Origin of the sequence: Sphingobium sp. SA916 (genome assembly GCF_002894065.1) — a bacterium.
In the GTDB taxonomy this organism is placed as follows: Bacteria; Pseudomonadota; Alphaproteobacteria; order Sphingomonadales; family Sphingomonadaceae; genus Sphingobium; species Sphingobium fuliginis.
In genome coordinates, this window is record NZ_LXYF01000026.1 from 23,243 (window position 1) to 48,400 (window position 25,158).

26 protein-coding genes, 1 tRNA gene and 2 pseudogenes are annotated in these 25,158 nt (G+C 64.3%); 15 read left to right on the top strand and 14 right to left on the bottom strand.

The annotated features are described in order from the left end of the window. The first annotated feature begins 1 nt into the window (after window position 1). Window positions 2-1,126, top strand: coding sequence for an ABC transporter permease (locus A8G00_RS06095; RefSeq protein WP_103000286.1), 1,125 nt, complete (start codon window positions 2-4; stop codon window positions 1,124-1,126). A 192-nt stretch (window positions 1,127-1,318) separates the two neighbouring features. Here the strand turns inward: A8G00_RS06095 and A8G00_RS25550 are convergent, their stop codons facing one another. From A8G00_RS25550 to traA, 4 genes and pseudogenes are all read right to left on the bottom strand, one after another. Then, window positions 1,319-1,687: a phosphoribosyltransferase family protein gene (locus tag A8G00_RS25550; protein ID WP_253257928.1), complete on the bottom strand. Its 369-nt coding sequence runs from the start codon at window positions 1,685-1,687 to the stop codon at window positions 1,319-1,321. A gap of 94 nt (window positions 1,688-1,781) precedes the next feature. Further along, window positions 1,782-1,928 (bottom strand): annotated as a pseudogene (locus A8G00_RS25840) (ribose-phosphate diphosphokinase); the annotation flags it as partial. Between the two features lie 67 nt (window positions 1,929-1,995). Further along, on the bottom strand, window positions 1,996-2,697 hold the full coding sequence (locus tag A8G00_RS06105; protein ID WP_103000287.1) for a DUF6118 family protein: 702 nt from the start codon (window positions 2,695-2,697) through the stop codon (window positions 1,996-1,998). 11 nt (window positions 2,698-2,708) lie between these two features. Continuing rightward, complete coding sequence (gene traA / locus A8G00_RS06110) at window positions 2,709-5,699, bottom strand: Ti-type conjugative transfer relaxase TraA (protein WP_103000288.1); 2,991 nt, start codon at window positions 5,697-5,699, stop codon at window positions 2,709-2,711. Between the two features lie 173 nt (window positions 5,700-5,872). Between traA and A8G00_RS06115 the strand changes: the two genes are divergently transcribed. Further along, on the top strand, window positions 5,873-6,178 hold the full coding sequence (locus A8G00_RS06115; RefSeq protein WP_103000289.1) for a conjugal transfer protein TraD: 306 nt from the start codon (window positions 5,873-5,875) through the stop codon (window positions 6,176-6,178). A 22-nt stretch (window positions 6,179-6,200) separates the two neighbouring features. Further along, a complete protein-coding gene (locus tag A8G00_RS06120) occupies window positions 6,201-6,431 on the top strand; it encodes a conjugal transfer protein TraD (RefSeq protein ID WP_103000290.1) in 231 nt (76 codons plus the stop codon). Here the strand turns inward: A8G00_RS06120 and A8G00_RS06125 are convergent. Both A8G00_RS06125 and A8G00_RS06130 read right to left on the bottom strand, forming a co-directional pair. Then, window positions 6,428-7,951, bottom strand: a complete 1,524-nt coding sequence (locus A8G00_RS06125) for a HEPN domain-containing protein (RefSeq protein ID WP_103000291.1) — start codon at window positions 7,949-7,951, stop codon at window positions 6,428-6,430. The genes A8G00_RS06120 and A8G00_RS06125 overlap by 4 nt on opposite strands. Beyond that, window positions 7,948-8,589 (bottom strand): hypothetical protein, encoded by a 642-nt coding sequence (locus A8G00_RS06130; protein ID WP_103000292.1) that lies wholly within the window; start codon window positions 8,587-8,589, stop codon window positions 7,948-7,950. Before A8G00_RS06130 ends, A8G00_RS06125 begins: the two co-directional genes overlap by 4 nt. Window positions 8,590-8,722: 133 nt before the next feature. Between A8G00_RS06130 and A8G00_RS06135 the strand changes: the two genes are divergently transcribed. Then, entirely contained in the window at window positions 8,723-8,914 is a 192-nt protein-coding gene (locus tag A8G00_RS06135; RefSeq protein ID WP_103000293.1) for a hypothetical protein, read from the top strand. A 114-nt stretch (window positions 8,915-9,028) separates the two neighbouring features. Here the strand turns inward: A8G00_RS06135 and A8G00_RS06140 are convergent, their stop codons facing one another. From A8G00_RS06140 to A8G00_RS06150, 3 genes are all read right to left on the bottom strand, one after another. After that, complete coding sequence (locus A8G00_RS06140; protein ID WP_103000294.1) at window positions 9,029-9,553, bottom strand: GNAT family N-acetyltransferase; 525 nt, start codon at window positions 9,551-9,553, stop codon at window positions 9,029-9,031. A 120-nt stretch (window positions 9,554-9,673) separates the two neighbouring features. Then, a complete protein-coding gene (locus A8G00_RS06145; RefSeq protein WP_172451799.1) occupies window positions 9,674-10,006 on the bottom strand; it encodes a DNA-binding transcriptional regulator in 333 nt (110 codons plus the stop codon). Between the two features lie 55 nt (window positions 10,007-10,061). Then, a complete protein-coding gene (locus A8G00_RS06150) occupies window positions 10,062-10,418 on the bottom strand; it encodes a type II toxin-antitoxin system RelE/ParE family toxin (RefSeq protein WP_367379438.1) in 357 nt (118 codons plus the stop codon). A gap of 437 nt (window positions 10,419-10,855) precedes the next feature. Between A8G00_RS06150 and A8G00_RS06155 the strand changes: the two genes are divergently transcribed. Further along, window positions 10,856-11,059, top strand: a complete 204-nt coding sequence (locus A8G00_RS06155) for an AlpA family transcriptional regulator (protein ID WP_103000295.1) — start codon at window positions 10,856-10,858, stop codon at window positions 11,057-11,059. Between the two features lie 52 nt (window positions 11,060-11,111). Here A8G00_RS06155 and A8G00_RS06160 read toward each other — a convergent pair whose 3' ends face one another. The 4 genes from A8G00_RS06160 to A8G00_RS06175 all read right to left on the bottom strand — a co-directional run bounded on the left by A8G00_RS06160 (window position 11,112) and on the right by A8G00_RS06175 (window position 15,246). Further along, complete coding sequence (locus tag A8G00_RS06160) at window positions 11,112-12,347, bottom strand: integrase arm-type DNA-binding domain-containing protein (protein WP_103000296.1); 1,236 nt, start codon at window positions 12,345-12,347, stop codon at window positions 11,112-11,114. A 164-nt stretch (window positions 12,348-12,511) separates the two neighbouring features. Further along, a tRNA-Glu gene (locus A8G00_RS06165) sits at window positions 12,512-12,586 on the bottom strand. Between the two features lie 282 nt (window positions 12,587-12,868). Next, window positions 12,869-13,666, bottom strand: a complete 798-nt coding sequence (locus A8G00_RS06170; RefSeq protein WP_025546494.1) for a SapC family protein — start codon at window positions 13,664-13,666, stop codon at window positions 12,869-12,871. 140 nt (window positions 13,667-13,806) lie between these two features. Then, window positions 13,807-15,246: an FAD-binding oxidoreductase gene (locus tag A8G00_RS06175; RefSeq protein WP_103000297.1), complete on the bottom strand. Its 1,440-nt coding sequence runs from the start codon at window positions 15,244-15,246 to the stop codon at window positions 13,807-13,809. A gap of 78 nt (window positions 15,247-15,324) precedes the next feature. On the opposite strand from A8G00_RS06175, the gene A8G00_RS06180 reads away from it, so the two are divergent. Together A8G00_RS06180 and A8G00_RS06185 are read left to right on the top strand one after the other, a co-directional pair. Beyond that, a complete protein-coding gene (locus A8G00_RS06180) occupies window positions 15,325-15,759 on the top strand; it encodes a hypothetical protein (protein WP_103000298.1) in 435 nt (144 codons plus the stop codon). A 110-nt stretch (window positions 15,760-15,869) separates the two neighbouring features. Continuing rightward, entirely contained in the window at window positions 15,870-17,219 is a 1,350-nt protein-coding gene (locus tag A8G00_RS06185) for a DEAD/DEAH box helicase (protein ID WP_044661939.1), read from the top strand. Between the two features lie 76 nt (window positions 17,220-17,295). Here A8G00_RS06185 and radC read toward each other — a convergent pair. Then, window positions 17,296-17,991 (bottom strand): annotated as a pseudogene (gene radC / locus A8G00_RS06190) (DNA repair protein RadC). Between the two features lie 128 nt (window positions 17,992-18,119). Here radC and A8G00_RS06195 point away from each other — a divergent pair. The 8 genes from A8G00_RS06195 to A8G00_RS06230 all read left to right on the top strand — a co-directional run bounded on the left by A8G00_RS06195 (window position 18,120) and on the right by A8G00_RS06230 (window position 24,758). Further along, a complete protein-coding gene (locus tag A8G00_RS06195; protein ID WP_103000299.1) occupies window positions 18,120-21,353 on the top strand; it encodes a YdbH domain-containing protein in 3,234 nt (1,077 codons plus the stop codon). Then, complete coding sequence (locus A8G00_RS06200; protein ID WP_007685342.1) at window positions 21,350-21,538, top strand: YnbE family lipoprotein; 189 nt, start codon at window positions 21,350-21,352, stop codon at window positions 21,536-21,538. The genes A8G00_RS06195 and A8G00_RS06200 overlap by 4 nt, the downstream gene beginning before the upstream one ends. Further along, window positions 21,535-21,936, top strand: a complete 402-nt coding sequence (locus A8G00_RS06205; protein WP_103000300.1) for a YdbL family protein — start codon at window positions 21,535-21,537, stop codon at window positions 21,934-21,936. Before A8G00_RS06200 ends, A8G00_RS06205 begins: the two co-directional genes overlap by 4 nt. Before the next feature lie 192 nt (window positions 21,937-22,128). Then, window positions 22,129-22,452 (top strand): AtpZ/AtpI family protein, encoded by a 324-nt coding sequence (locus tag A8G00_RS06210; protein WP_025546506.1) that lies wholly within the window; start codon window positions 22,129-22,131, stop codon window positions 22,450-22,452. 48 nt (window positions 22,453-22,500) lie between these two features. Further along, window positions 22,501-23,286 (top strand): F0F1 ATP synthase subunit A, encoded by a 786-nt coding sequence (locus A8G00_RS06215; RefSeq protein ID WP_025546508.1) that lies wholly within the window; start codon window positions 22,501-22,503, stop codon window positions 23,284-23,286. A 53-nt stretch (window positions 23,287-23,339) separates the two neighbouring features. Then, window positions 23,340-23,567, top strand: a complete 228-nt coding sequence (locus A8G00_RS06220) for a F0F1 ATP synthase subunit C (protein WP_004207392.1) — start codon at window positions 23,340-23,342, stop codon at window positions 23,565-23,567. Between the two features lie 89 nt (window positions 23,568-23,656). Next, complete coding sequence (locus A8G00_RS06225; protein ID WP_061938759.1) at window positions 23,657-24,151, top strand: ATPase; 495 nt, start codon at window positions 23,657-23,659, stop codon at window positions 24,149-24,151. After that, window positions 24,144-24,758: a F0F1 ATP synthase subunit B gene (locus tag A8G00_RS06230; protein ID WP_099185837.1), complete on the top strand. Its 615-nt coding sequence runs from the start codon at window positions 24,144-24,146 to the stop codon at window positions 24,756-24,758. The genes A8G00_RS06225 and A8G00_RS06230 overlap by 8 nt, the downstream gene beginning before the upstream one ends. Window positions 24,759-25,158 lie beyond the last annotated feature (400 nt).

Below are 25,158 nucleotides of genomic sequence, written 5' to 3' on the forward strand. Positions count from 1 at the left end.
AATGCGGCAGCTGTCCAACATCCTCAATCTCGGCGTCAAGGAACTGCGCAGCCTCTGGCGCGATCCGATGATGCTGTTCCTGATCCTCTACGCCTTCTCGTTCAGCATCTACATCGCTGCCTCCGGCATACCCGAGACGCTGCACAAGGCCGCCATCGCGATCGTCGACGAAGACCAGTCGCCACTCTCGACCCGCATCTCCAGCGCCTTCTATCCTCCTTATTTTTCGCGCCCGGCGATGGTCGGACTGGATCAGATAGACTCCGGCCTCGATGCGGGCTCCTATACCTTTTCTCTCGATCTGCCTCCCAATTTTCAACGGGACATCCTTGCCCATCGTCAGCCCACGATCCAGCTCAACGTCGATGCGACCCGCATGAGCCAGGCGTTCACCGGCGGCGGCTATATCCAGCAGATCGTCCAGACCGAGACCGCCGAGTTCATGGCCGGCACGCGCGCGAGCGCCGCGCCGCCCGTGGATCTGGCCCTGCGCGCCCGGTTCAATCCGACCCTTGCGCAAAGCTGGTTCGGCGCGGTGATGGAGATCATCAACAATGTCACCATGCTGTCGATCGTGCTGACCGGCGCCGCGCTGATCCGCGAACGGGAGCATGGCACGATCGAACATCTGCTGGTCATGCCGGTGACGCCCTTCGAGATCATGGCGAGCAAGGTCTGGGCGATGGGACTCGTCGTTCTCATCGCTTGCGCCTTCTCCCTCTACACCGTCGTCCAGGGGGCTTTGGGCGTGCCGATCGAAGGCTCGATTCCCCTGTTTCTCGTCGGCGCCGGCCTGCATCTTTTCGCAACGACATCCATGGGTATCTTCATGGGCACGCTCGCCCGTTCCATGCCGCAATTCGGGCTCCTGCTGATGCTCATCCTGCTGCCGCTCATGCTGCTTTCCGGCGGCATGACACCGCGTGAAAGCATGCCGGAAATCGTCCAGATCCTGATGCTCGCGGCGCCGACGACGCATTTCGTGAAGATGGCGCAGGCGATCCTCTATCGCGGTGCCGGCCTCGACGTCGTCTGGCCGCAATTCCTCGCCATCATCGTCATCGGCGCGGTTTTCTTCGGCATCGCCCTCAGCCGCTTCCGAAAGACGATCGGGACAATGGCATGACAACGGAAGATCGCATCCCGAGATCGGCGCGCCCGTGTCACGTCAGCCGGGTCAGTTGCCGCTGAATGCTTGGCGTCATTGGAGACGAGCTTCATCGGTCCCGGACAGGCCCGATAGACTTGTGCCGGTCGCGCAGCGCGGCGAACGAACAGGTTGAGCCGTTGCCGATCGGGCAGCTCCACCAGTCCGCGCTTATTGCCTAGGCGTCGTCATCGACGGAGTTCGGGAGATGAAGGTTTTGGGGCCGATCCCCGACGCCTGATATGCGGTGGCTGCGAAAAGCGAATGGACGACAACACAGTCCGGCGCTGCGAAGCCGAGGTCGACGAGTTGCTTCGCGGCAACCGCCAGTGTGCGGCCCGACGAGGCGATGTCATCGACAAGCACGGGCTGACGATCCCGAAACGCCTCCATCCTCGGATTCGCGATCCGCACCTCACAGTCGCCTGAGCGCTCCTTCTCGCACACGACGAAAGGGGCATCGGCGCCGGCCGCGACCTGCGCCACCCATTGCTCGCTCTCCCTGTCGGGACCGATGATGAGCGGTCGCGCGACATTCATGCGTATCCATCCCGCCATCAGCGACATTGAGCGCGACAAGGCCTACCCTGAGCGCGTCAAGTTCGCGCAGGGTATCGGCGGCGAACAGAAGCCGCAGCAATTTGTCATCGGGCCGGTCAACGCAGGAGAACAACACGACATTCCTGCCGGCGACCTCGCTCATGATGCGCAGATCGGTCTCTCCGTCAGGAAACCGGCGATGCTCGATCGCTCCTGGCTCACACGCGCTGCTCGACGGCATGCGGCTGCGCTTGTCGCCGCGTATCCTCTATGGGACGAAGCGGCGCGCCTCCGGAAGGCTCGCGGGACTATGACGCGGGCCTGATCTCGACGGTGCAGTGCACGGGCTTCTTTGCCTTCCCGGCGGGCGCCTGGCATTTCTCGATCGCCTCCCGATTGTCGCGCAGTATCGTGGCGGCTTCTGTGAGCGTGTTCCAATCCTGCTGGCTATCGGCTCGCAGCAGCCGCGTTCCCGCGTCCCACAATGTCGGCTCGCCGATGATATGGGCGGCCATGCTTTCGGGCATGTGCCAGCTCTGTGGCATGGCGCGCAAGGTCACGCCGGGAAGGATTGACCAGGCCAGCATCCCCGCGAGCACGCCGATACCCGCCGCCCATAGGCGGTGGCGACGCTGCTCGCGGGCGGTGGCGATGGTGCCCGCAAGATATTCCAGCCGGGCGGCCGCCTTGTTGATCCGGTCGCGTGCCTGTCCGATGGCCGCGCTATCCTCCGCGCGCGCCGTCTTGCCGGCCGCCGCGATCTGCTCGGCCATCGCATCGGGAGTGAGCGTCATCGCGGGACGGCGCGCGAGCGTGTTGATCGCCTCGCGCACCTTCTGGAGAAGGACGGCGATCTCGCCAAGCGTCTCGCTATAGTCGGGCGCGGCTTCCCGCTTGGCGGCAAGCCCGGCGATGGCCGCCTCCAGCAAGTCCACCTTCTCGGCGAGCCGTGCGAAGGCGTGTGCGGCCGGGTCAGCTTCGGGCGCAAGGGACGGCAAGTTGGTGTCCATGTTTCTGTCTCCTATCTGCTAAGGCCGTGATCATGGCTGCGGCCCATTTCGATGCCGACGCTGCTGGAAAGATCGTGGGAAAGCTGCCGGCCCGTCTCGAAGGAAATGCCAAGCTCCTGCTTGCGCCCGCGCAGCAAGGATTCCACCTGGGCGTCGCGCTCAAGGCTTTTCACCATGCCCGCCATGTGCTCGGATACTTTGCGCGCGCCCCGGAAATCGCCGTCGCGCTGGAGTTCCTCGCGGCGCTGGCCGAACTGCTGCCAGCCCTCAACGAACCTGTCAGCGCGCTTGCCGGGATCGGTACGGATTTCCGCCTCAAGCTGCATGGCGCGCATGGCTTGCCGGACACGGCCGCCCGCCGCATCGGATGCCAAGGCCGGATTGCGGCTATAAGCCTGCTCCATGTCCTGTGCGGCGTGCTTGCCGGTCTGGTTCATTGCCTCGCGGGCCTTGTCGAGTTCGGCGCGCTGGTGGGGCAGGACGGGCAATCCCTTGTCCTGCATCTTCCAAATGTCCGCGACAGCGCGGGCGTGGCGCTGGACGGCAAGCTGCCGCATATGCTCCCGCTCGGCCTGGGCCGCCTTGGCCGGATCGGCAACAGACGCGGGTGGCTGGAAGTCGGCGAAGATGCCGCGCGATCGCTCTGGCGCGGCCGATGCGCCCCGCTCCTGCCCGCCGATGGCAAGGCGCAATCCATCGAACATGCCGCGCGCCTTCTCGGGCACAGCCTTCACGATCTCGGCGATTCGATCGCCGAACGTGATGTCGCGCCGTTCGGCAAATTGCTGCGTGGGATCGCGGCGCTCATAGTCGCTCGCCATATCCTTGGCGCGCTCGCGGGACAGGGTGCGGACAAGAGGGGACTCGTCCTTGAAGTCGTCGCGGCCGTAATGAAGGGCCAAGCCGTCGCGGTGGCGCGTCATGCCGACATAGGAGCCGTGGCGATCCATGCCCGGCGTGGCAAGGACATGGGCACGGTCCACCGTCATGCCCTGCGCCTTGTGGATCGTGGCGGCATAGCCATGATCCACATGGGTATAGTCCCTGGTGTCGAACGCGACGCTGCGACCGTCATCGGTGCGGACGGCGATATCCTGCGTATTGATCCGCTCGATGGTGCCCAAGGTGCCGTTCTTCACCCCAAGCCCGCGCTCGTTCTTCAGGAACATGATGCGGTCGCCGCTTGCAAACGTGCGGTCGCCACGTTCGGTTTTCATCCGCACATCGTCGCCTAGCTCGTTGCTCGCGTGCATCCGGTCGCGCGCCGCCTCGTTGAGTTCGCGCACCTCGTCATTTGTGTGGGTGAGAATGATGCGGGTCTGATCGGGCGCGGCGATGCGTTCGCGATCCCAGCGCTCGACAAGCTCGCTCCGTGCTTGCTCGCGCGTCTCGGCGGCGTGGACCATGCCATGATCGGCATAGGCCCGGATCGCCTCGCCGGTGCGGCCGGTGGCGAGCTGCCGGGTGGCGTCGCGCTGCCAGTCGTGAACCTGCCGGCGAACCTCGGTGATCTCGACGCCGCCATGCCGTTCGTGGATCGCGCGGAACGCCGCGCCTGCCTCGATCGATTGTAATTGCTGCGGGTCGCCGACCAAGACGATCTTGGCCCCGGCCTCGGCGGCATGGGACAGCACGCGCTCCATCTGGCGCGTGCCGACCATGCCGGCCTCGTCGATCACCAGCACGTCGCGGGCGGTAAGCATATCGCGCCCCTGCGCCCAACCATGCTCCATGCTGGCGATGGTGCGCGACGCGATGCCCGAGCCGTTCTCAAGTCCTTCGGCGGCGATGCCCGACAACGCCGCGCCCCGCACCTCGAACCCAGCGCGCTCCCATGCTTCCCGCGCAACGCCAAGCATCGCGCTCTTGCCGGTGCCCGCGTAGCCGACGACGACGCTCAAGCCCCGCTCGCCGGTCACATGGTCGAACGCCGCGCGCTGCTCGCCGGTCAACTCCAACCCGCGCCCCTCCGCGATTGCCAGTGCGGCGGCGCGGTCCTTCTCGTCCACGCGATGCCGTTCCTGCTCGGCCATCAACTCGCTGGCGCGCTGCAACCGTTGCTCGGTTTCGATCATGTCGCGGCTGGTGAACCTGTCATCGCCGCGCCCGTCCTTGCCCAAGGCGACAAGTTCGGGCGAAGCGCGAACGGCGCTCATCGCCCGGTCATATTGGTCCTTTCCGTCCGTGTGCCGATGAATGAACATCGCCACGTCGCGCTTGGTGAATGTCGCCTGCTGGTGGGTGATGGCATCAAGCGCCAAGGATGGATTGGCAATGATGCGTTCGCCGTTCCGCTGCGCGATCTCGCGGTGATCCTCGATCCGCTCGGACTCAAGCCCGCGCTCGCCCATGCGCGAAGCTGCGGGGCCGATCTTGTCTTGCGATTCAAGGTCGATGCCCTGCGCCTCCAAGGATCGGTGATCTATGCGGGCATCAATATCCAGTTCGGCAAGGCGGGCGTTGACATGATCGGCCCAGCGTTCGCGCCATTGCTCGACAAGCTCGGTCCTGTTCCAGTCGCGGACTTTCTGCCCGAAACCTTCCTCGCTCCCTTCGCGCCCAATCTCCCTCATCGTGAGCATGACATGGGCGTGCGGCTTCCCCAGCCCGTCCGCGCCAACATCCCAATGCACATTGAGGTCCGCGATCATGCCGCGATCGACAAACTCGGCGCGCACGAAATCCTGTGCCAGCGCGACGCCCTGCTGCTGGTTTATCTCGCGCGGAATGGCGAACTCGACCTCGCGGGATAGCTGCGCGTCCTTGCGCTTCTCGGTTGCCTCGACCTCGTTCCAAAGTTTCTCCCGATCGGCGAAGCGTTCGGGCGCACCTTCGGGCAGGAGGATTTCGGAATGGACGACGCCTGCCTTGTGGGTGAAGTCATGGTCGCGATCCAGCCGCTCGTCGTGCAGGCGTTCGGCCGCGCGATAGGCCGCTGCCGCGACGGCGCTGCGCCCTTGCGCGCGGCCAATGACCTGAACGGAGAAATGGTAGATCGCCATAGCGATCGTCCATCTACGCCACTAAGCGCACGTCGGCACGACGTATAAGCGCGCCCTTCTCGAAAATTTCTCGGACGGGACTAGGCGGTGTCAGACTGTCCCGGCGACTCTACTGCACTACGGGCGGGTTCATCTTATCATCGCCGCATCACCACTCAATGAAAGACTTTGCGATGCGTAAACCACGGGATTTCGATTCGGAACTCAAGGCGCTGGCCGACAAGGCGAAGGCGCTCAAGGAACGGCGCGTGCATCAGCTTGGCGAACTGGTGGCCGCGACGGGTGCCGATACGCTCGACGCTGACATACTCGCTGGGGCGCTGCTCCACGCCGCCACGGTGAAGGACGCCGCGACACAGGAGGGCTGGCGCAAGGCGGGCGCGGCCTTCTTTCTCGGCAAAGGCGGCAAGCCTGCGGGCGGACCTGAACGGGATTCGAGCGGCACTCTCCCGCTCGACGGCGGCGCGGCATCGGCTTGAAGCGCGAAAGGCGCGAACCGACATGCGGGATTGGGCCGTTGCACGCCGCGAACGCACGCGGCATCTGATCGAACTGGGTGGCCTCGTCATCAAGGCGGGGCTGGTCAATCTCACTGACGACGATCGCGCCACGCTCTACGGCGCGTTCCTCACCGTGGCCGATCGGCTGCGTGGCGACGAACGGGCCAACGCGCTTGCCGTCTGGAAGCGCAAGGGCAAGCGCGCGTTCGAGGCGGAGCAGGGGAGCGGTTAGCGCGGCACTTCCATGCGCACGGTGCCGTCCGGCATGGTCTGATATCCGATCGAGACGACCCTTGGTGGACGGCTCTTGTCGCAATAGCGCACGGTGATGGTGTCGCCCCGGATCGCGGGGCAAAGACCGGAGCCGTACAGGACGTCCGCCAAAGCGTCGAAGGTCGTCGCCTTGGCGCGATAGGCCCCGGTCCAGCGCACGGCCCAAATGTCCTCGTTGGCCTTGATCCGGTAGCCCGCGCGGTTCGCAATATCTCCTACCGCTCCCAATACCGTGTCCGCGCGCACATCGAAGTCCAGCACGGCGGAAGGGTCTGCGGGTTCCGAGCGAACGGTCTGCGCGGAATAGATCGTGCCCGCCCTCCATAGCGCCGCCTCCGCACCGGCCAGAAGTAGGCACAGGCCGATCATCGCGAGGGACAGACGCTCGGCCCACTGCGCGAACCTCTGCGAACGCCAGAACCGGCGAACGCGAATGAGCCGGTTCCAGCGAACCCGCGACGGCGCGGTACGGCGGGCGATCCACCACGTCCGTTGGAGCATGGTGGCGCGTTGGAGGGGCTGTGGAAGCGTAACCGTTGTAGCCGCGTCTGTGGGTGCCGCAAGCATGGGGGCTGACGTGACCGCGATCAGCGCCGCTTGGTAATCGGCGCACGCCCGGACCGTCGATTCCTGCAATATCTCGACGCGCCCGAACGCCCACGTCAATTCCTGTGGCGAAATCCTGTAGGAGCGTCCGTAACGGGCCTCGATATAGGCACGACGGATACAACCGAAGGCGCGACGCTCGAACCGGGTTGCCCTTGGCCACGTCGCGATCAGGTTGCTATCCAGCGCCTCGGCGGCTTCGCGCAGTTCGTCCAGTGCGTGGGTGCGCGGGCCGTGAAGGGTGAGCGACCACAGCACGCACAGATAGAAATGCTCGCACGCCTGATGCAGCAACAGCGCCGCCATCGGCCAGTTACCCTGATCCCGATAGAAGGCCGCGCCAGCGAGAAAATCGCTGCCGCTCTTATGCCAGCGCAGATACCCCGCGCTGCCACGAACGGCCCGTTCCCACGCGGGCAGGTGACGCGGCGTTTTGAGGCGCAACCCCTCCATCTGGTAGAGCGCGATTCCTCGTTCAGCGACGGTGACGAAATGGGGAACGCCCTCGACAAGCGCATGGTTGACTCGTTCGAGGCATTCGACGGAAAGGCGCACAGGTCGTGCGATCTCGCCGAACTCCCATGCGCGGCGCAGACGGTCACGCACCAGCCGCCAGTCGCGTTCGCTGCGCGCGAGCCGGGGATAGTTGACGATCGCCAGCAACCGGAACGCTTCTCCCGGCACGACATGCTCCCAATCCTGCTCGGCATGAGGACCGTGCAGGATCAGCGCAAGAATACGGCCCGCCCGATAATGTTCGGAGCATCTGCCCTTTGTCGTCTCGGCAAACGCCTCGAATAATATCGTCGTGACGTGCAGCAGTTCCTCCCGGATCGGGGCGGGCAAGTGATCGGCGTCGGTGCGCAGCATCATGACCGCGCCTCCCGACCGAAGCCTTCGCATCCCTTCGGACGCGGATGGCCGGTCACGTCCGCCACGCGAGCCAACAAGGCGCGGATGAGAGCGCGGACCCGATCATGTGTGAACCCGCCGTCATCCATCGGTGGATCGCCGATCAAATGGGGATAGCCCCATTTCCAGTAAGGCGAGAGGATGACCGCCAGCCGCGCCGTCTCCGGGCAATCATGCCCGAACCCCGTCGCATTGGCATAGGCGAGCGCCTTGGTGATGTCCTGCCGGATATGTTCGGCGTTCCACTCGTCGGCAAAGCCCACGTCCAGCAGATGCGCGCACAAGGCCAGCTTGGCGACGGCTCCCGCCTGATGCAGCGTCGTGCGGATATGACGGGGATCGGCGAAGAACCCCGCCTCGATGCCCATGAAGGCGATTTCCGCGCTGTGGAAGCGGTCGCGGCTTATCCGGCGTCCCTCCCGGCTGCGGCGCAGCAGGGCGGGCGCGTCCTCGTAGCGGTCGTGCAATGTCGCCAGCGCCTTCGCCCAGGGCGAGGCGATCACCGGCACCGCGACCGGAGCAGCCGCCATGCAGCGCAGCACGTCGCGGCGCGACGTACCGCCTATCGAATCACCCGGAGCACTTTTCCGTGAAGCCATTGACCTGCCTTCATTCCGGCCGTCCCGAAGCGATCACTCTGCCCCGGAAAGACTAAACGGCACCGCTTATAGCATCAACGGCAGGAAATATTCAATAACCGGCACCGCTTAATCGGCTTCCGATTGAAAGGGCATGATGCGTGGTTACGACGACAGGATGGGAAGGCCGCCGCTCAATGTGAAATCAACCAATGTCCGCTTGCCCGAAGGTCTTGGCGAACGGATCGACAAGCTGGTGGGACGGCAGCGTCGCGCCGCCTTCATCCGCGAGGTGCTGGAACGCGAGGTCGAGCGCCGCGAGAACGAGCAAGGCAAGACTGTATAAAAGGGGACTACCGCTATTACCCGTCGGAAGCGCTGGCGTCCGCCGGAACTGCTCGTCAGCAGTCGACCACTGTCAGACGTACTGGCCTTGGCAACCGATTTCCGGAGCGGGCCACTAACGGGTCTTTGAGAAGATAACGCAGTCCCGAGGGGCATCGCCGGTGTTCGGGTGGACGAGCCATCTTCGGAGAATGCCCTCGCGTTGAAGGCCCGCCTTCTCCATGACCCGGATCGAACCTACGTTATCAACGTCCACGGCAGCACCGATTCGCCATATGTCGGACTGCCGGAGAGCCCAGTTTACCACCTCGACAAGCGCTTCAGTCATCAAGCCCTGTCCCCAGTGTTCCCGCGCAAGCGCATAGCCAAACTCCAGCTTGAATTGACCGGTTTTGCGGAGATCGAAGACGCCGATGACGTTTCCGGTTGCTTCGAGAACGATCATATAAGTGCGAGAGGTTTCCGCTCGTAGACACATCTGCACAAAGCTATGAGTATCGGCGATCGACTGATGGGGCCGCCATGTGAGATATTGAGTGACCTCCCGATCTTGGCCGTAGCCGTCGAAAATTGCTTGAACGTCTTCCGCACTAATCGGACGCAGAGCAAGGCGGGTGGTCTTGAAATCTTCCGGGAACATCGCATCATCTCAACTGGGCGGCGAAAGCCTGTATCTCTAAGCAGGCGCGTCGGCAAAGGCTCGGATCAGGCCAAAACCAGACTATCTCTTTTGAACCAAGGACCGATAATCAAGTGCTTCCTACGCGACCGCCCGCAACCCCTTGCGTTGGATAATCGACAGCAGCCGGAGGGCAGGCCCACCGGGGCGCTTCACGCCCCGTTCCCAATCCGACACCAGATTGCGCGAGACGTTGAGATAGGCGGCAAACACCGGCTGCGAGACATGCTCGCGCTCGCGAATAGCGCGGATTTCGTCGCCTGCCAGCGCCGGGGCGGGGGCAAGACACGCCTCGTCAAAGGTGCGCAGCGTCGCGCGCGACACCACGCCCGCGTCGTGCGCGTCGCTCATCATCTCGTGGATCGCGCCCGCAATCTCGCTGCGATAGCCCTTATCCTTCACCGTCGTTCCCATCGTCGATCTCCACCAGCGTTTCCGACGCCACCAGCCGGTCCAGTTCCTCGTCGCTTCATTCCAGCGCCTCGGCGGCCGCATTGCGCAACAAGGCGAGGTCGGCCTTCGATATGTTTGCCTGCGCGCTCTTGGCGAAACCGAACGCGAATATCGCCCGGTCGCCCTGCCGGAACAGGATCAGCGTGCGATAGCCGCCCGACTTGCCCTTTCCCGGCCGCGCCACGCGCTGCTTGATGACGCCGCCGCCAAGGTCGGCGTCCACCAGCCCGCTTTCCGCGCGCTCTACGGCATCGCGCAGCGCCGAATCGGCAATCCGCTCCTTCCGCGCGAAACGCTCGAACCAGCCATTCTTGAAGATACGTGGGATGGCGGCTCTCCTGTTCTTGGCGTCATATATAACACATAGCGTTATGGTTCAACGCGCCTGTAGCGCCGATATCGACGCAACCGGCACTGAAATGCCCCCGATCGGCACTACAGTGCCCCACCCCTTGCGACGCGGCATCGTCTGGCGCAGCGTGGGCCTCTGGCGGGCAGGTCCAAGATTTGGAGCGAAGCCATGAACGATTCGACCTGACCGATGCAATGCCGCGCAAAGCGGCATTAGGCGCTGAGCGGCGCGTTATTCGGGACGCAATGGGAAAAATTCTACGGCGGGCATGCTTTGCGACAGCGCTACGCCGTGAAACGCCCTTGGACGCCGCTGGCCGTCGTTCACCGCCAATGCCCACCCGCGCCAAACCCGACTGGTCCCCACTGGCCCCGTAACGCCTCTTGTCCGGGACAGCGAGGCATCCAATGCTCTTGGGCGGGGGCGCGTGCAACATCCTGACGTGAAGAGACTGCCCCATGAACAACAGTGATCGTATTATCAGAATGAAAACCGTTCTGGCCCGCACCGGGCTTTCCCGTTCCACCCTCTATCGCAAGATCGCGGATGGGACGTTCCCGCGCCAGCTTCCTATCAGCGTTCACGGCGCCGGATGGCGGGAGTCCGCCGTCAATCGCTGGATCGCTGATCCGGCGACTTACCGGGAGGACGGGACCGTCTGATGCGCGCTATCGCCGTGCCCTCGTTGTCAGTGTCGAGGGCACGGCGAAGCTATCAGGCGGCTTGCTTCTTCGTCTTCCCGAACTTGCCGGTGACGACCTTCTGCCCGTCGCGCAGGAAATCGAGATGGTCGGACCAGTGCTGCATCATGCGCACACGCTCATCCCAATATTCGCCGCGCGTGTAAGCGCGACGCACCGCATTATTGTCGCAATGGGCAAGCTGGCGCTCGATCGCGTCGGGATGCCATAGTCCCATTTCGTTGAGCAACGTCGCCGCCATCGCCCGAAACCCATGGCCGGTCATTTCATCCTGCGCGAAGCCCATGCGCCGCAAGGCCGCGTTGATGGTGTTCTCCGACATGGGCCGATCCGTCGAACGCAGCGACGGGAACAGGTAGGAGCTATAGTCTGCGTCATGCTCGATCGTGGCGAGGATCGCCAATGCCTGCCGGGAGAGGGGAATGGTATGTGCCCGCCGCATCTTGGTCTTGCGCGGCGGGATCGTCCAAAGCGCCTTGTCGAAATCGAAGTCGGACCATTCGGCATGGCGTAGCTCGCCGGGGCGAACGAACACATGGGGCAGCAATTGCAGCGCCGCCTTGGTATTGGCGAAGCCCTCGAACGCCTCGATTGCCCGCAGCAGCCCACCCGCATTGTCCGCGTTGGTGATCGCGGCGCGGTGGACAGGCTGAGGAGCGATCAATGCGCCCCGCAGGTCCGCCGCAACGTCGCGCTCTGCGCGGGCCGTGGCGATGGCGTAGCGGAATATCTGGCTGCATGTGCTGCGCAGCCGCTTGGCCGTCTCATACTTGCCTTTGCCCTCCATCTTCCGGAGCATCGTCAACACCTCCTGCGCGGTGATGGAGGTGATCGGACGCTTGCCGAGCGACGTATTGATGAAGTCCAGCAGCCAGCGCAGTTTCGTCATCGTGACGGCGGAGCGGCCTTCGCGCTCCACCTTCACCAGCCACTCATCGGCGACCGCCTTGAAGCTATTGGCGGCGGCGATGGTGGCGGCGAGCCGATCCAGCTTGGCCCTCTCGGCGGGGTCGTCGCCCTTCGCCAACACCCTGCGGGCAGCGTCGCGCTGCTCGCGGGCGTCGGCAAGGCCGGTGTCGGGATAAACACCGAACGCCAGCGTCTTTTGCTTGCCGAGATAGCGGTAGTTCATCCGCCAGTAGCGCCCACCGTTGGGCGTCACGTAGAGGAACAGGCCATCGCTATCGGTGAGTTTATAGGGCCTTTCCCGACCCTTGGCGTTTTTGATCGAAACAGCGGTGAGCGCCATGATGGTATCTCCTGTGAGGGGAGGACCGCGCTACCATCAGATATACCATCAGGACGGTGGTATCCGGTGGCACGAAGCCGCTCCGTATGGGATACCTATACCACGAAAAACCCGCAGAAATCAGCCACTTGTGGCATCTTCTGAAACCCTCTGGGAGAGGATTTTGGTGACCCCTACGGGAATCGAACCCGTGTTTCAGCCGTGAGAGGGCCGCGTCCTGACCGCTAGACGAAGGGGCCACAGGCCGCGCTGGGCGGCGAGTAGGGAGCCGCCTTTAGGAGGGCGCGTCGGCGTCGTCAAGGGAAACCCGCGCCATTTCCTTCAGCCAATAAAAAACCACCCCATGCGATTCGCATGGGGTGGCCAAGGTTCAGGGAGGAGACGCCTCCAAAGGGGGAGGCGCCCATACGACACACCCGAAAGGGGGGCAGGTGCGCCGTATGTTCAGTAAATAGAGAAAGCCGCGCGGAGTTTCAAGTGGCACCGCGCAACCTTTTTCCTTAGATATCTGTCATGAATGCTTAATTCGGTTGGGCATCCGCTGTCTGGGGCGCCGCCGGGACGGCGATTGGGCCCTTGCCCTGCGAAACCTGCGCCTCGAACAGTTCCCGCATGAGCTGCAGCGAGAAGAGATGCGCGTAAATGAGCGGCAGCATGCCGTTCTGGCTGATCTTGCGAAGCTGGTCGCCGCGCATGTCGCGCAGCTTTTCCTCGTTCACCATGCGGAAGCCGCGATAGACGAAGGGTTGGTCATTGCCGGGCACCTGGATGGCGACTTCGCCGTCCATCAGCAGGTCGAGATCCTTCAGATCCTTCATGAACTGGCCGGTACGCGCCGCTGCCTGTTCGAAATCCTCGCAGAATTTGAGCACGCCCTGCGTCAGTTCGCTGGGCTTGCCGTCTTCGAACAGCGGCTGGCCCTCCTCGAACGTACCGAGCGCGTCGCTGGTCGGATCGAAGCAGAGCGAGAGTTCGTCGCTGTCGGGGCGCAACTTCGCCAGCATCCAGGGATAGCGGCGGACATAGGCGGGGACATAGGCCGGGCCACGCAGCTTGCCATCATCGTCGAGGAAGGTATTGACGCCTTCGTTGAGGCCCATCAGCGCCAGAGGAACGGGCTCGTCCCCGGCGGAGAAGATGATCGGCACGAAGCGCTGGGCGGCGACGAATTCGTCCACGGTCAGCGGAATGGCGTGCTGGGTCGTCAGGAACGGCGCCGAATCGACGGTGCGGCTCCGCCAGGCGGCGTGATCGACGCTGCTCAGCGGAATGAGATCGTTGTAGAAGACGGGAAGGCCGTTCGCGGGCGCGCTTGCCATGATGTGCTAGTCCATTTCCAACAAAAAGCGGCGCATTTTCCCTTGCGCCGCTAGCCTGATACTGGGCCGAGGGGGATAAAGCCCTTGGACGCGGGAGGCAATCGCTTTGTCGATGCCCGGTGCTGCGGCCGGGGCTGGCTTCAGCCTTCCTCCGGACGGGGGATCAGCTTGTCCGGATTCATGATGCCCTGCGGATCGAATGCGGCCTTGACCGCGCGCAGGGCGTGGAGGCGCGCGGGGCTGGAGAGGCGGCCGAGTTCGGCGCGCTTCATCTGGCCGATGCCATGTTCGGCGGAGATGGAGCCGCCTGCCGCGACCACCGCATCATGGACGAAGCTGTTGATCGCCTGACCCTCCGCCGCGATCCATGCCGGACCGTCGGTCGTGCCCCTGGGCGCGCGGACATGGAAATGGACGTTGCCGTCCCCCAGATGACCGAAGGAGGAGGCGGTGGTGCCGGGAAAGGCCCTTTCCGCCGCTGCCGCGGCTTCGATCATGAAGGCGGGCATCCGCGCAACCGGCACGCTGATGTCATATTGCAGCGCCGGTCCCTGCGCCCGCTCGGATTCGGAGAGCGATTCGCGGATGCGCCAGAAGGCTTCCGCCTGCGCTTCATTGGCGGCGATGGCGGCGTCGACGGCGAGGCCCTGTTCCAACGCATCGGCCAGCGCGCTCTCCAGCCGGTCGGCGGGCGTCGGATCGCGCGGGTCGCCATGGTCGACCTCCACCAGCACATGCCAGGGCGTGCGCGTTGCAATCGGGCAGCGGGTGCCGGGAACATGCGACAGGACATGGCCCAAGCCGTCGTCCGCGATCACCTCGAACCCTTCGACGCTGTCACCCAGATGGGCTTCGCAAAGCCGGAGCAGGGCAAGCGCATCGGCAGGGGAGGAGACGCCGATCCAGCCGACGGCGCGGGCCGCAATGGCTGGCACCAAGCGCAGCGCGGCGGCGGTGACGATTCCCAAAGTCCCTTCGGCGCCGATCAGCAATTGCTTGATGTCATAGCCGCGATTGTCCTTCTTGAGGGCATCCAGGCCATGGAAGATGCCGCCGTCCGGCAGGACAGCCTCAATCCCCTCGACCAGCGCCCGCATCGTGCCGTGGCGCAGCACCTGGGTTCCGCCGGCATTGGTGGAGATGAGCCCGCCGATGGTGGCCGAACCCTTGGCCCCAAGGCTCAGTGGAAAGCGGCGGCCAACGGCGGCGGCGGCATCGTGGAGGTTGGAGAGGATGACCCCCGCTTCGCAGACGGCAAGATTGTCGTGCGGAGACAGGTTGCGGATATGGTTCATCCGGCGGAGCGACAGGATCAGCGCAGAACCGTCCGCCGGGGGCGTGGCGCCGCCCACCATGGAAGTATTGCCACCCTGCGGCACCAGCGGCACGCCAAGATCGGCGGCAAGGCGGACCGCGGCGGCGACCTGGCCGGTCGATTCCGGCTGAAGAATGGCGGCGGCAGCGCCGTGATAGCGTCCGCGCCAGTCGCTGACCCACGGGGCGATGTCGTCCGCATCGGTCACGACGCGCTTTTCCCCCAGCAGGGCCGTGAATCGGGCGATAACATCTTGTCCTATCATGGGACTGTCCTATGCCTTGGAATTCATCGACGGTTCAACCTTTGGCCCATAGCGTCCGCGTCCCAAAAGGGGTTCGACTTGTTTCATTCCGTCCTGCTGCTGTTGTCCGCGTCAGCCGCCGAGCCCGTGCAATGGGCGCAACTGACGATCGAGCAGCGTGTCATCATCCGCGTGCCGATGGCAAGGAAGGGGCGTGCGCCCACGCGTCCCACGCCGGAGGCGCGGAATGACTGGAAGGAGAAGAAGGGGCCGCGCTGCATCGCGCTGCGATCGATTCGGTCGGCAAGCATAGTGATGGACAATGCCATAGATCTGCTGCTGGCTGATAATCACCGCTATCGCGCAAGGCTGGAGCGCGGGTGCAGCAGCATGGGTTTCTATTCCGGATTCTATGTCGAGCCCGATGAGGACGGCTCGCTCTGTTCCGGGCGCGACGAATTGCAGGCGCGGAGCGGGGCCAGTTGCGCGATCGACGGTTTCCGCCGGCTGGAGCAGGCCGAACCGGACGATTGACCGCATCATCTTCGCGATTTTCTTGACAAGAGGCCGATATTTCCGCAAGGCGCGCCCGATTTCCCCGCGCGTTTTCGTGCGGTGGAGAGCCTCCTGTCCCGGACATCTGAATGACTTTTGCCGATCTCGGCCTTTCCGACGAATTATTGAAGGCCGTTACCGAGGCCGGATATGACACGCCCACGCCGATTCAGGCGCAGGCGATCCCGCCCGTGCTGATGATGAAGGACATCATCGGCATCGCGCAGACGGGAACGGGCAAGACCGCCAGCTTCGTGCTGCCGATGATCGACATCCTCGCCCATGGCCGCGCCCGCGCGCTGATGCCGCGATCGCTGATCCTGGAGCCGACGCGTGAACTCGCTGCCCAAGTGGCCGAGAATTTCGAGAAATACGGGAAGTATCACAAGCTCAACATGGCGCTGCTGATCGGCGGCGTGCAGATGGGCGACCAGCTCAAAGCCCTGGAAAAAGGCGTCGACGTGCTGATCGCGACGCCGGGGCGGCTGATGGACCTGTTCCAGCGGGGCAAGATACTGCTCAACGGCTGCAGCATGCTGGTGATCGACGAAGCCGACCGGATGCTCGACATGGGCTTCATCCCGGACATCGAGGAGATTTGCACCAAGCTGCCCGCCCAGCGGCAGACGCTGCTGTTCTCCGCGACCATGCCCCCGGTGATCAAGAAGCTGGCCGACCGGTTCCTCAGCAATCCCAAGTCGATCGAGGTGGCGCGGCCCGCCACAGCCTCGACCAACATCACCCAGCGTCTTGTGAAGGTCGATTCGCGCAAGAAGCGGGAGGCCCTGCGCGCGATGCTGGATGCCGAGGACGTGCAGAGCGCGGTGATCTTCTGCAACCGCAAGACCACGGTGCGTGAACTCAACAAGAGCCTTCAGCGCCATGGCTTCAAATCGGGCGAGATTCACGGCGACATCGACCAGTCCGCGCGCATCGCGGAACTGGAGCGGTTCCGGGCGGGGACGGTGAACATATTGGTGGCGTCCGACGTTGCGGCGCGCGGACTGGACATCAAGGGCGTGAGCCATGTGTTCAATTTCGACGCGCCCTGGCATCCCGACGATTATGTCCATCGCATCGGCCGCACGGGCCGCGCAGGGGCGAAGGGCGTAGCCTATACCTTCGTGACGTCGGACGATGCCGAGGCGATCGACAATATCCAGAAGCTGATCAAGCAGAAGATCGAGACCATCGACGCGCCGGTCGCTGCTGCTCCCGCCGAAAAGGCGAAGGAGGAACCGCGCCGCTCGGGCAGGGATCGGAAGGACGACCGCAAGTCCGACAAGCGCCGCGACGACCGCCGCCGTGAAGAACCGCGTGCGGCGCGGCCGGAAGGCAATGGCGCCCGGCCGCGGCGGCCGGAACCGGTGGACGATGGTCCGGACGAAGGCTGGAACGGACCGGTTCCGGAGTTTCTTTCGGTGGGGTTTGGCGCTTAGTTGCCGTTGCGGGCCAGGCGTCGCCTGTTTTCGGCCCTCCTGAGACATCCCTCCCGGCCGCTTCGATGCACGGTCCCTAGATCAGCCCTTTCGCACGCAGGCTGCTGTGCCCCTGTGTCCCTATGATGATATGGTCATGCACGGCGATGTTGAGCCGCTTGCCCGCTTCCGCGATCTGCCGGGTGATTTCTATATCCTGACGGCTTGGTTCCGGCGATCCGCTGGGATGATTGTGCACAAGGATCAACGCTGCCGAGCCAAGGTCGATCGCCCGTCGAATAACCTCCCGGGTATAAATCGCCGCCTGGTCGATCGAACCGTCGCCCATATGCTCGTCGCGGATCAGCATGTTCCGGCTGTTGAGGTGCAACACCCGCACCCGCTCCACCGTCAGAAAGGCCATGTCGGCGCGCAGATAGTCGAGCAGCGCCTGCCAGCTGGCCAGCACCGGCTTCTCCGCCACCTCGTTGCGTAGCATCCGCAGCATCGTCGCCTGGACGATCTTGATCGCGGCGATGCTGGTGTCGCCCATGCCGGGAATGCGGGCAATCGCCTACCAGTCAGCCGCCATCAGCCCACCGATGCCATCGAATTCCCGCAGCAGCGCCTTTGCCAGTGGTTTCGTGTCGCGACGGGGTATGGCCAGCGCCAGCAGATATTCGATCAGTTCATGATCATGCAACGCTTCGCCGCCGCTCTCCGCCAGTTTCCGGCGCAGCCGGGCGCGATGCCCGACGCCGTCGTGCGTAGCCTTCAAATCCTGATCCGGCAAAGTCTTACCTGTCCCCCGCATGCGAAGGGGGACGCTATTCATTGCGGATTTATCGGGCAAGGATATTTAGGAGTGATCGGACGTTATGCAGGCGTTACGGACTTGAGCACGCGGGTTTGACCAGAAGCATGGAAGATGAAGACGGCGAAAAGGAGATTCGCCGGGGCTGGCTCCGCTGGCTTGGAGTGGGCACGGGGTCGCTGGCGCTGATCCTTGCCGCGCTGTGGACGCAGCGCGCGCCCATCGCAGAAAATTTCATCAGCCGCGAACTCAACCGGCGTGGCGTGCAGGGCAGCTATGATCTGACGGACATAGGCCTTCGCACCCAGCGGATCGAGAATATCGTGCTGGGCGATCCTGCTCGTCCCGATTTGACGGCGCGCTGGGTGGAGGTCGACATCGCATTCACAGGGCTGACCCCGCAAGTGGCGGCGGTGCGGGCCGGTGGCGTCAGGATGCGGGGATCGTTGCACAATGGCGTGCTGAAGCTGGGAGAGGTCGACAAATTCCGCGACCCGAAATCCACGGCGCCCTTCAGCCTGCCGGACATTCTGCTGGCGCTCAGCGATGCGCGACTGCGGCTGGACACCGATGCCGGTTCGATCGGCATGCAGATAGAGGGGAAGGGGAATCTGCGATCGGGCTTCCGGGGCAGGCTGGCGGCGGCGATGCCGAATGGAGGCGTCGAGGGATGCGGGCTGGCCGACCTGCGGGCGATGCTGGATGTTGCCATGCAGGACGGACGCCCACATCTCTCCGGCCCGTTGCGCGGCGCAGCGCTGGCCTGTCGCGATGCCGGCATCGCCGTGGCGAAACCGGCTGCGGATGTGGATGTCTGGCTCGGCAAGGCGTTGGATCGCTGGACCGGCCGCGTCGACCTGACGGGGGAAGCGGTCAAGTCCGGCGGCATGGTTCTGGCGCGCCCCTCAGGCCGGATCGATTTCGACGGAACGGCTGCCAAGACCGCCGGGCGAGCGCGAATCGGGGCGACGGCTCTGTCGGCCGGCGCCGCATTGGCCGGACCCGCCGACTTTCAGGGCGCCTGGCATGTCGGCAAGGGCGATATGGGTCTTGAGGGGCGGCTGTCCGTTCGGCAGTTGCGGTTCGCCGGCCGCGATCCCCTGGCGGCTGCGCGCGAATCTACGGCCGGGACGCCCGTTGGGCCGCTGGTCGCGCGCCTGGCCGATGCCGCGCGCCGCGCCGGCGCGGACAATGTCCTGCAAACCACCCTGGCCTTCGCTCAGCAAGGGAAGGCGGGCAGCCTGGCCTTGACCGACACCCGCTTTTCGGCGCGCAGCGGTGCGCGGATCGCCATAGCCGGGGAAGGTCGCGTGACCATCGGCTGGCCTGGCAGGGCCGGGCAGGCGATCGACTGGGCGCTCGACGGAGCGATCACGACGGAGGGCGGCGGATTGCCGAGGGCGGCGCTGCGTTTGGGGCGGAGGCCGGGCGGCGGCTTTGGCGGACAATTGTTCCTTGAGCCCTATGCGGCGGGCGATGCCAGGTTGAGCCTGGAGCCGGTGCGGTTCGTTGCGGGGCCGAAGGGCGATACGCGCTTCTCGACGCAGGTGCGGCTCGACGGGCCGCTTCCCGGTGGAAGGCTGCGCGGGCTGGTGGCGCCCGTCGAAGGGCAAATGAACGCCAAGGGTCTATTGGCGATCAACCCGCATTGCGTGCCCATCTCGCTGATCGAGGCGCGCTATGGCAATTTTTCGCTGGGGCGGACCCGGCAGACGCTGTGCCCCGTCGGGCAGGCGCTGTTTGCCGTCGGGCCGGGCGGTGTGAGTGGCGGCGCTGAAATCCGCAAACTTGCATTGGCGGGGAAAAGCGGCGACAGCCCAATGCGCCTTTCCGCCGATAGCGCTCGTTTCGCCCTGGGACAGCAGGGTTTTGCGCTTGCCAATGCCGATCTGGCGATCGGTCCGCAGGATTCGCCTGTTCGGTTGAGCGCGGCGACGCTGACCGGCAACGCCACGGCCCAGGGCTTGGGCGGCAGGTTGACGGGGGCAGGCGGCCGGATCGGGTCCGTGCCGCTGATCGTCGAAAATGGCGCGGGCGACTGGAGCTTCGCCGGGCGTGCGCTGAAGCTGGCGGCCGGGATGACGGTGCGCGATGCGCAGGCGCCGGGCCGGTTCGAACCGTTGAATGTTCCCGACTTCGCGCTGACGTTGAAGGATTCGAAGATCGCAGCGACGGGATCGTTGCGGGCGCCGCGCAATGAGGCGCTGGTCGCCCGGGCAGTCATCGCGCATGACCTGAGCAGTGGGCGAGGCAAGGCGGATCTGGCGGTTCCGGCACTGTCCTTTGGTCCTGGTCTCCAGCCGGAGGATGTGACCCGCCTCGCCCTTGGCGTGGTGGCCAATGTGACGGCGCAGGTCAGCGGGGAAGGGCATATCCGCTGGAACGGGACGCATGTGACCAGCGATGGTCTGTTCCGGACCGACAATGCCAGCCTGGCGGCGGCTTTCGGTCCGGTGGAGGGGTTGTCCGGCGAACTGCGTTTCATCGATCTGCTCGGTCTCGTCAGCGCGCCGGGGCAGGAAGTGCGAATCAGGTCGGTCAATCCGGGTGTAGAGGTTCGCGACGGCCTTGTGCGCTATCGGCTGGAGGCGGGGCAGAAGGTGCGGATCGAAGGGGGCGGCTGGCCCTTTTCCGGCGGGGAGCTGGTCCTGCTGCCGACGACGATGGATTTCAGCGCCGATGTGGACCGTTATCTGACCTTCCGCGTCATCGGTCTGGATGCGGGCGCCTTCATCCAGGCGATGGACCTCAAGAATATTTCCGCCACGGGTACGTTCGACGGCATCATGCCTCTGATCTTCAACGCGCAGGGTGGGCGCGTGGCGGGGGGCGTGCTGACCGCGCGGCAGCAAGGCATGCCGCCGCTGATGATGCCCGAAGGCGTGCTGCCCACCATCCCCTGCGATCCGACGCGCCAGTCGGGGACCCTATCCTATGTGGGGCCGGTGTCGAACGAGCAGTTGGGCGCGATGGGGCGGCTGGCCTTCGATGCGCTCAAGAATCTCCAGTATAAATGCCTCACCATATTGATGGACGGCGCGCTGGATGGAGAGATGGTGACGAACGTCGTCTTCAACGGCGTCAATCGCGGGCAGATCGGTGGGACGCCGGCGGGTCTGGCGCGGAATTTCACGGGCCTGCCCTTCATCTTCAACGTGCGGATCGCCGCTCCCTTCCGGGGCCTTCTGGGAACCGCGCAGTCCTTCATCGATCCGTCAACGCTCATACAAAACAGCATAGGCGACCAGATGCAGGAGAAGATGCGGGCCACGATCGGCCAGGAGGGGGTTGCAGTTCAGCCTGCCGAAAGCGAAACTATGCGAAATGGGGAGCAGAAATGAAGAAGCGAACGATCATCGCGGCGGGCTTCGCCGGTCTGGCCTTGGGAGGCTGCATCCAGGTGAAGGCGCCCGACAAGCCGATAGAGATCAACCTCAACGTGAAGGTGCAGCAGGAGGTCGTTGTTCGCCTGCAGCGCGATGCGCAAGATTTGATCCAGAATAACCCGGAGTTGTTCCCGCAATGACACTCAAATTTTTGATGATTGCCGCCTCTGCCGCGGTCGTGCTGGCGACCGGCCTGGCCATGACTTCTCCGGCGCGGGCGCAGTCGGGCGCGGTCGCCGCCGCCATGAGCGCGGGGGCGGTGGGCGAGCAGGCCGACGGCTATCTCGGCATTGCCGGTTCGGTGAGCGACGCGGTGCGGCAGGAAGTCGAATCGATCAACATCAAGCGCAGGGCCGCCTATACCGACCTTGCCGGCAAGCGCGGCGTGACCGTGCAGGATGTGGCGGCGGCGACGGGATGCCAGACGCTCAGCAGCAGGGTGAAGCCCGGGCAGGTCTATCGGATCGGCGCGGGCGCGTGGCAGACCAAGGGCGCGGGCCCCATCGCGCTGCCGGGCTATTGCGCCACGGCGGGGTGATTTACCTCAGGCCGGACTTGCCGGGCTACTGGACTTTGGACCCAGCTTCGTTCGGACAGGAAATTCTCTGGCCCAACGACGGTTGACACTCCTGAAAGCCCTTTCTAAACGGGCCGCGCCTTGACGGGTGCAGCCGCAAGCGCCATGCCGCCTGACGTTGGCTTTTAAAGCCTTTACGGAAAGGATGGCTGGATGGCGGCGGATGCACCGGGGCAGGACCCGGCGGGGGAAGATGCGCGCATCGCTTCTTTGGAGGAGCGGATCGCGCAGGCCGAACATGCCGAAAAGGTCAGACAGGGGACACAGGTGCAGCAGGCGGACGATGGGTCGCGTCTCGGCAACAGGGTTCTCGCGGAGCTGATCGGCGGTCTTGCTGGCGGTGCCGTGGTTGGTGGGACTCTGGACTACTTTCTGCGGACATCCCCATGGCTCCTGTTGGCATTCCTCGGTCTCGGGATCGTGGCGGCTTTCAGGAACATCATCAGATTGACGACGACGAAGCGTCCCGACCGATAGGGGCGCTTTTATCTTAGTCCGAAGGCAAAGACGTTACAGGGGTCCAGCGTGGCAGAATCCGGCAAAATCGATCCGATGCACCAGTTTGCGATCGAACCGCTGTTCGGTACGGATCATCTGTCGATCGGCGGCTTCAACATCGCTTTCACCAACAGCGCGCTCTATATGGTGGCGGCCGCCGTGGTGCTGTGGATATTCGTCGTCGGCGGCATGAAGCGCGAACTGGTTCCCGGCCGCTGGCAGATGGCGGTCGAATATATGACCGGCTTCATCAAGAGCCTGCTGATCGCCAATGTGGGCGAGGGCGGCAAGAAGTACATTCCTTACGTCTTCTCGCTGTTCATGTTCATCCTGCTGGCGAACCTGCTGGGCCTGCTGCCGCTGGGTCTGGTCGGCCTGCATCCCTTCACCTTCACCAGCCATTTCACCGCGACCGGCGTGCTCGCGATCATGAGCTTCTCGATCGTGCTGGCGGTGGGCTTCTACAAGCATGGCCTGCACTTCTTCTCGCTGTTCGTGCCGCACGGCACCCCGGCGCTGATGGTGGTGCCGCTCTTCTTCATCGAACTCGTTTCCTTCATGGTGCGTCCGTTCAGCCTTGGCCTGCGACTGTTCGTCGCGATGACCGCCGGGCACGTGCTTTTGAAGGTGCTCGCAGGTTTCGTCATCAACAGCGCCAATGCCAGCCCTGCGCTTGGCCTGACCGTCGGCGCCGCCAGCTTCATCCTGATGATCGGCATCAGCGCCCTGGAAGTGCTGGTGGCGGTGATCCAGGCCTATGTGTTCGCGCTGCTGACCTCGGTCTACATCAACGATGCCGAGAACCTGCACTGATTTTCCGCCATTACCTCAACGTTCGAATAGAGTTTAGAAAAGGAGTTTATAACATGGACGCAGAAGCCGCAAAGCTGCTCGGTGCTGGCCTGGCCGCCATCGGTGCGGGCATCGCCGCCCTCGGTGTGGGCAACGTCTTCAGCTCGTTCCTCGAAGGCGCGCTGCGCAACCCCGGCGCTGCCGACGGCCAGCAGGGCCGCCTGTTCATCGGCTTCGCCGCCGCGGAACTTCTGGGTCTGCTGGCGTTCGTTATCGCCATGATCCTGGTGTTCGTGGCCTGAACAGCCGCTTTGGGGCGGGCAGGGATGGCCGGTCGGCCGCCATGCCCGTCCTCTGATTGACCGCGCCCTGATCGGACGGACCCGAAAAAATGCCTCAAATCGCGCAAATTGCCGAAACCTATTCATCGCAGATCTTCTGGCTGCTGCTGACATTCGGTTTCGTTTTCTTCGTCATCGGCCTCGGCATGGTGCCAAAGGTTCAGGCGACGGCCGATGCGCGCGACGCGAAGATCACCGGCGATCTGGATGCCGCCAAGGCGGCTTTCGCCCGCGCGGATGAGGCGGAGGCCGACTATCGCGCCCGCGACGCCGAAAGCCGTGCTGCCGTCCAGGCCAGCCTGGCCAAGGCGAAGGTGGAGGCAGCCAAGGCTTCGGAAGCCAAGCTGGCCGCCGCCGATGCGGACATTGCAGGCCAGATCAATGCGGCCGAAGCCCGTATCAAGGCTGCCACCGACGCAGCCATGGCAGAGATTGAAACCGTTGCCGCTGATGCAGCGCGCGACATGGTGGCTCGCATTTCCGGCGTGAACGCGTCGGAAGATGCAGCCCGCAACGCAGTAAAGGCGGCACTGGCCCATGGCTGAGGCAGCAGCACAGCATAGCGAGACGGAAGCCCCGCACCTGAATGAGGCGATCCATTCGGAGGGGATGGAGCCGGTCGGCACCGTCGCTCACGAAGGCGTGGCCCCGCACACCGACCCGAAGGCCGTCGGCATGGATGCCACGGCCTGGGTCAGTCTGGCGATGGCGGTGTTCATCCTGATCCTGTTGATCAAGAAGGTGCCCGGTCTGATCGGCGGCGCGCTGGATGGCCGGATCGCGCAGATCAAGACGCAGTTGGAGGAAGCCTCCAAGCTTCGCGCCGAAGCCGAAGCGCTCAAGGCCGAATATGAAGCCAGGCTGGCGGCTGCCGCCGCCGAGGCGGAGGCAATGCGCAAGTCCGCCGAGCATGAAGCGGCAACGCTGCTGGAAGACGCCAGGGCCAATGCCGTCGCGCTGGTCGCGCGTCGTCAGAAGATGGCGGAGGACAAGATCGGCGCGGCTGAGCGCGCGGCGGTCGCAGGCATTCGGTCCAAGGCGGTGAACGCCGCGACCGGCGCCGCGGCGGCCCTGATCGTTCAGGGCCATGATGCGCAGGCCGATAAGCTCCTGGTCGATGACGCGATCAGGGGGCTTGGCCCGAACGTCTGACAGACTGCCGAGGATTGAATTGAAAGGCCAGTGCGGTTTCGCGCTGGCCTTTTTCTTTGAGCGGTGAAGCGGTTTTGGATCATCGTGCAGAAAAGCCGGTCCTAGCCTGTCGAAGGATGGGGACCGGTTCCTGCTTAAAAGGATGCGACTAAAGAAACCTGGAGCGCGCGACCCACGCCCGATTTATCGCAGCGCGCTCTGGAGCGCCGTTCAAGCCTGTGGAATCACCTGCTGGCTCGTCAAAGGCGGCGAATAAAGGGTGGGGAAGCCGAGCGGATACGACAGGATCGGAATCCGCTCTGCGTTGGAGTTTTCGGGCAGACCATCCTTAGCAGGCGAGGGCGGAACGGGGTTTCCGCCTTCGCAGGAACGCATATCTGCATTCGGGGAGGGCAGGCGC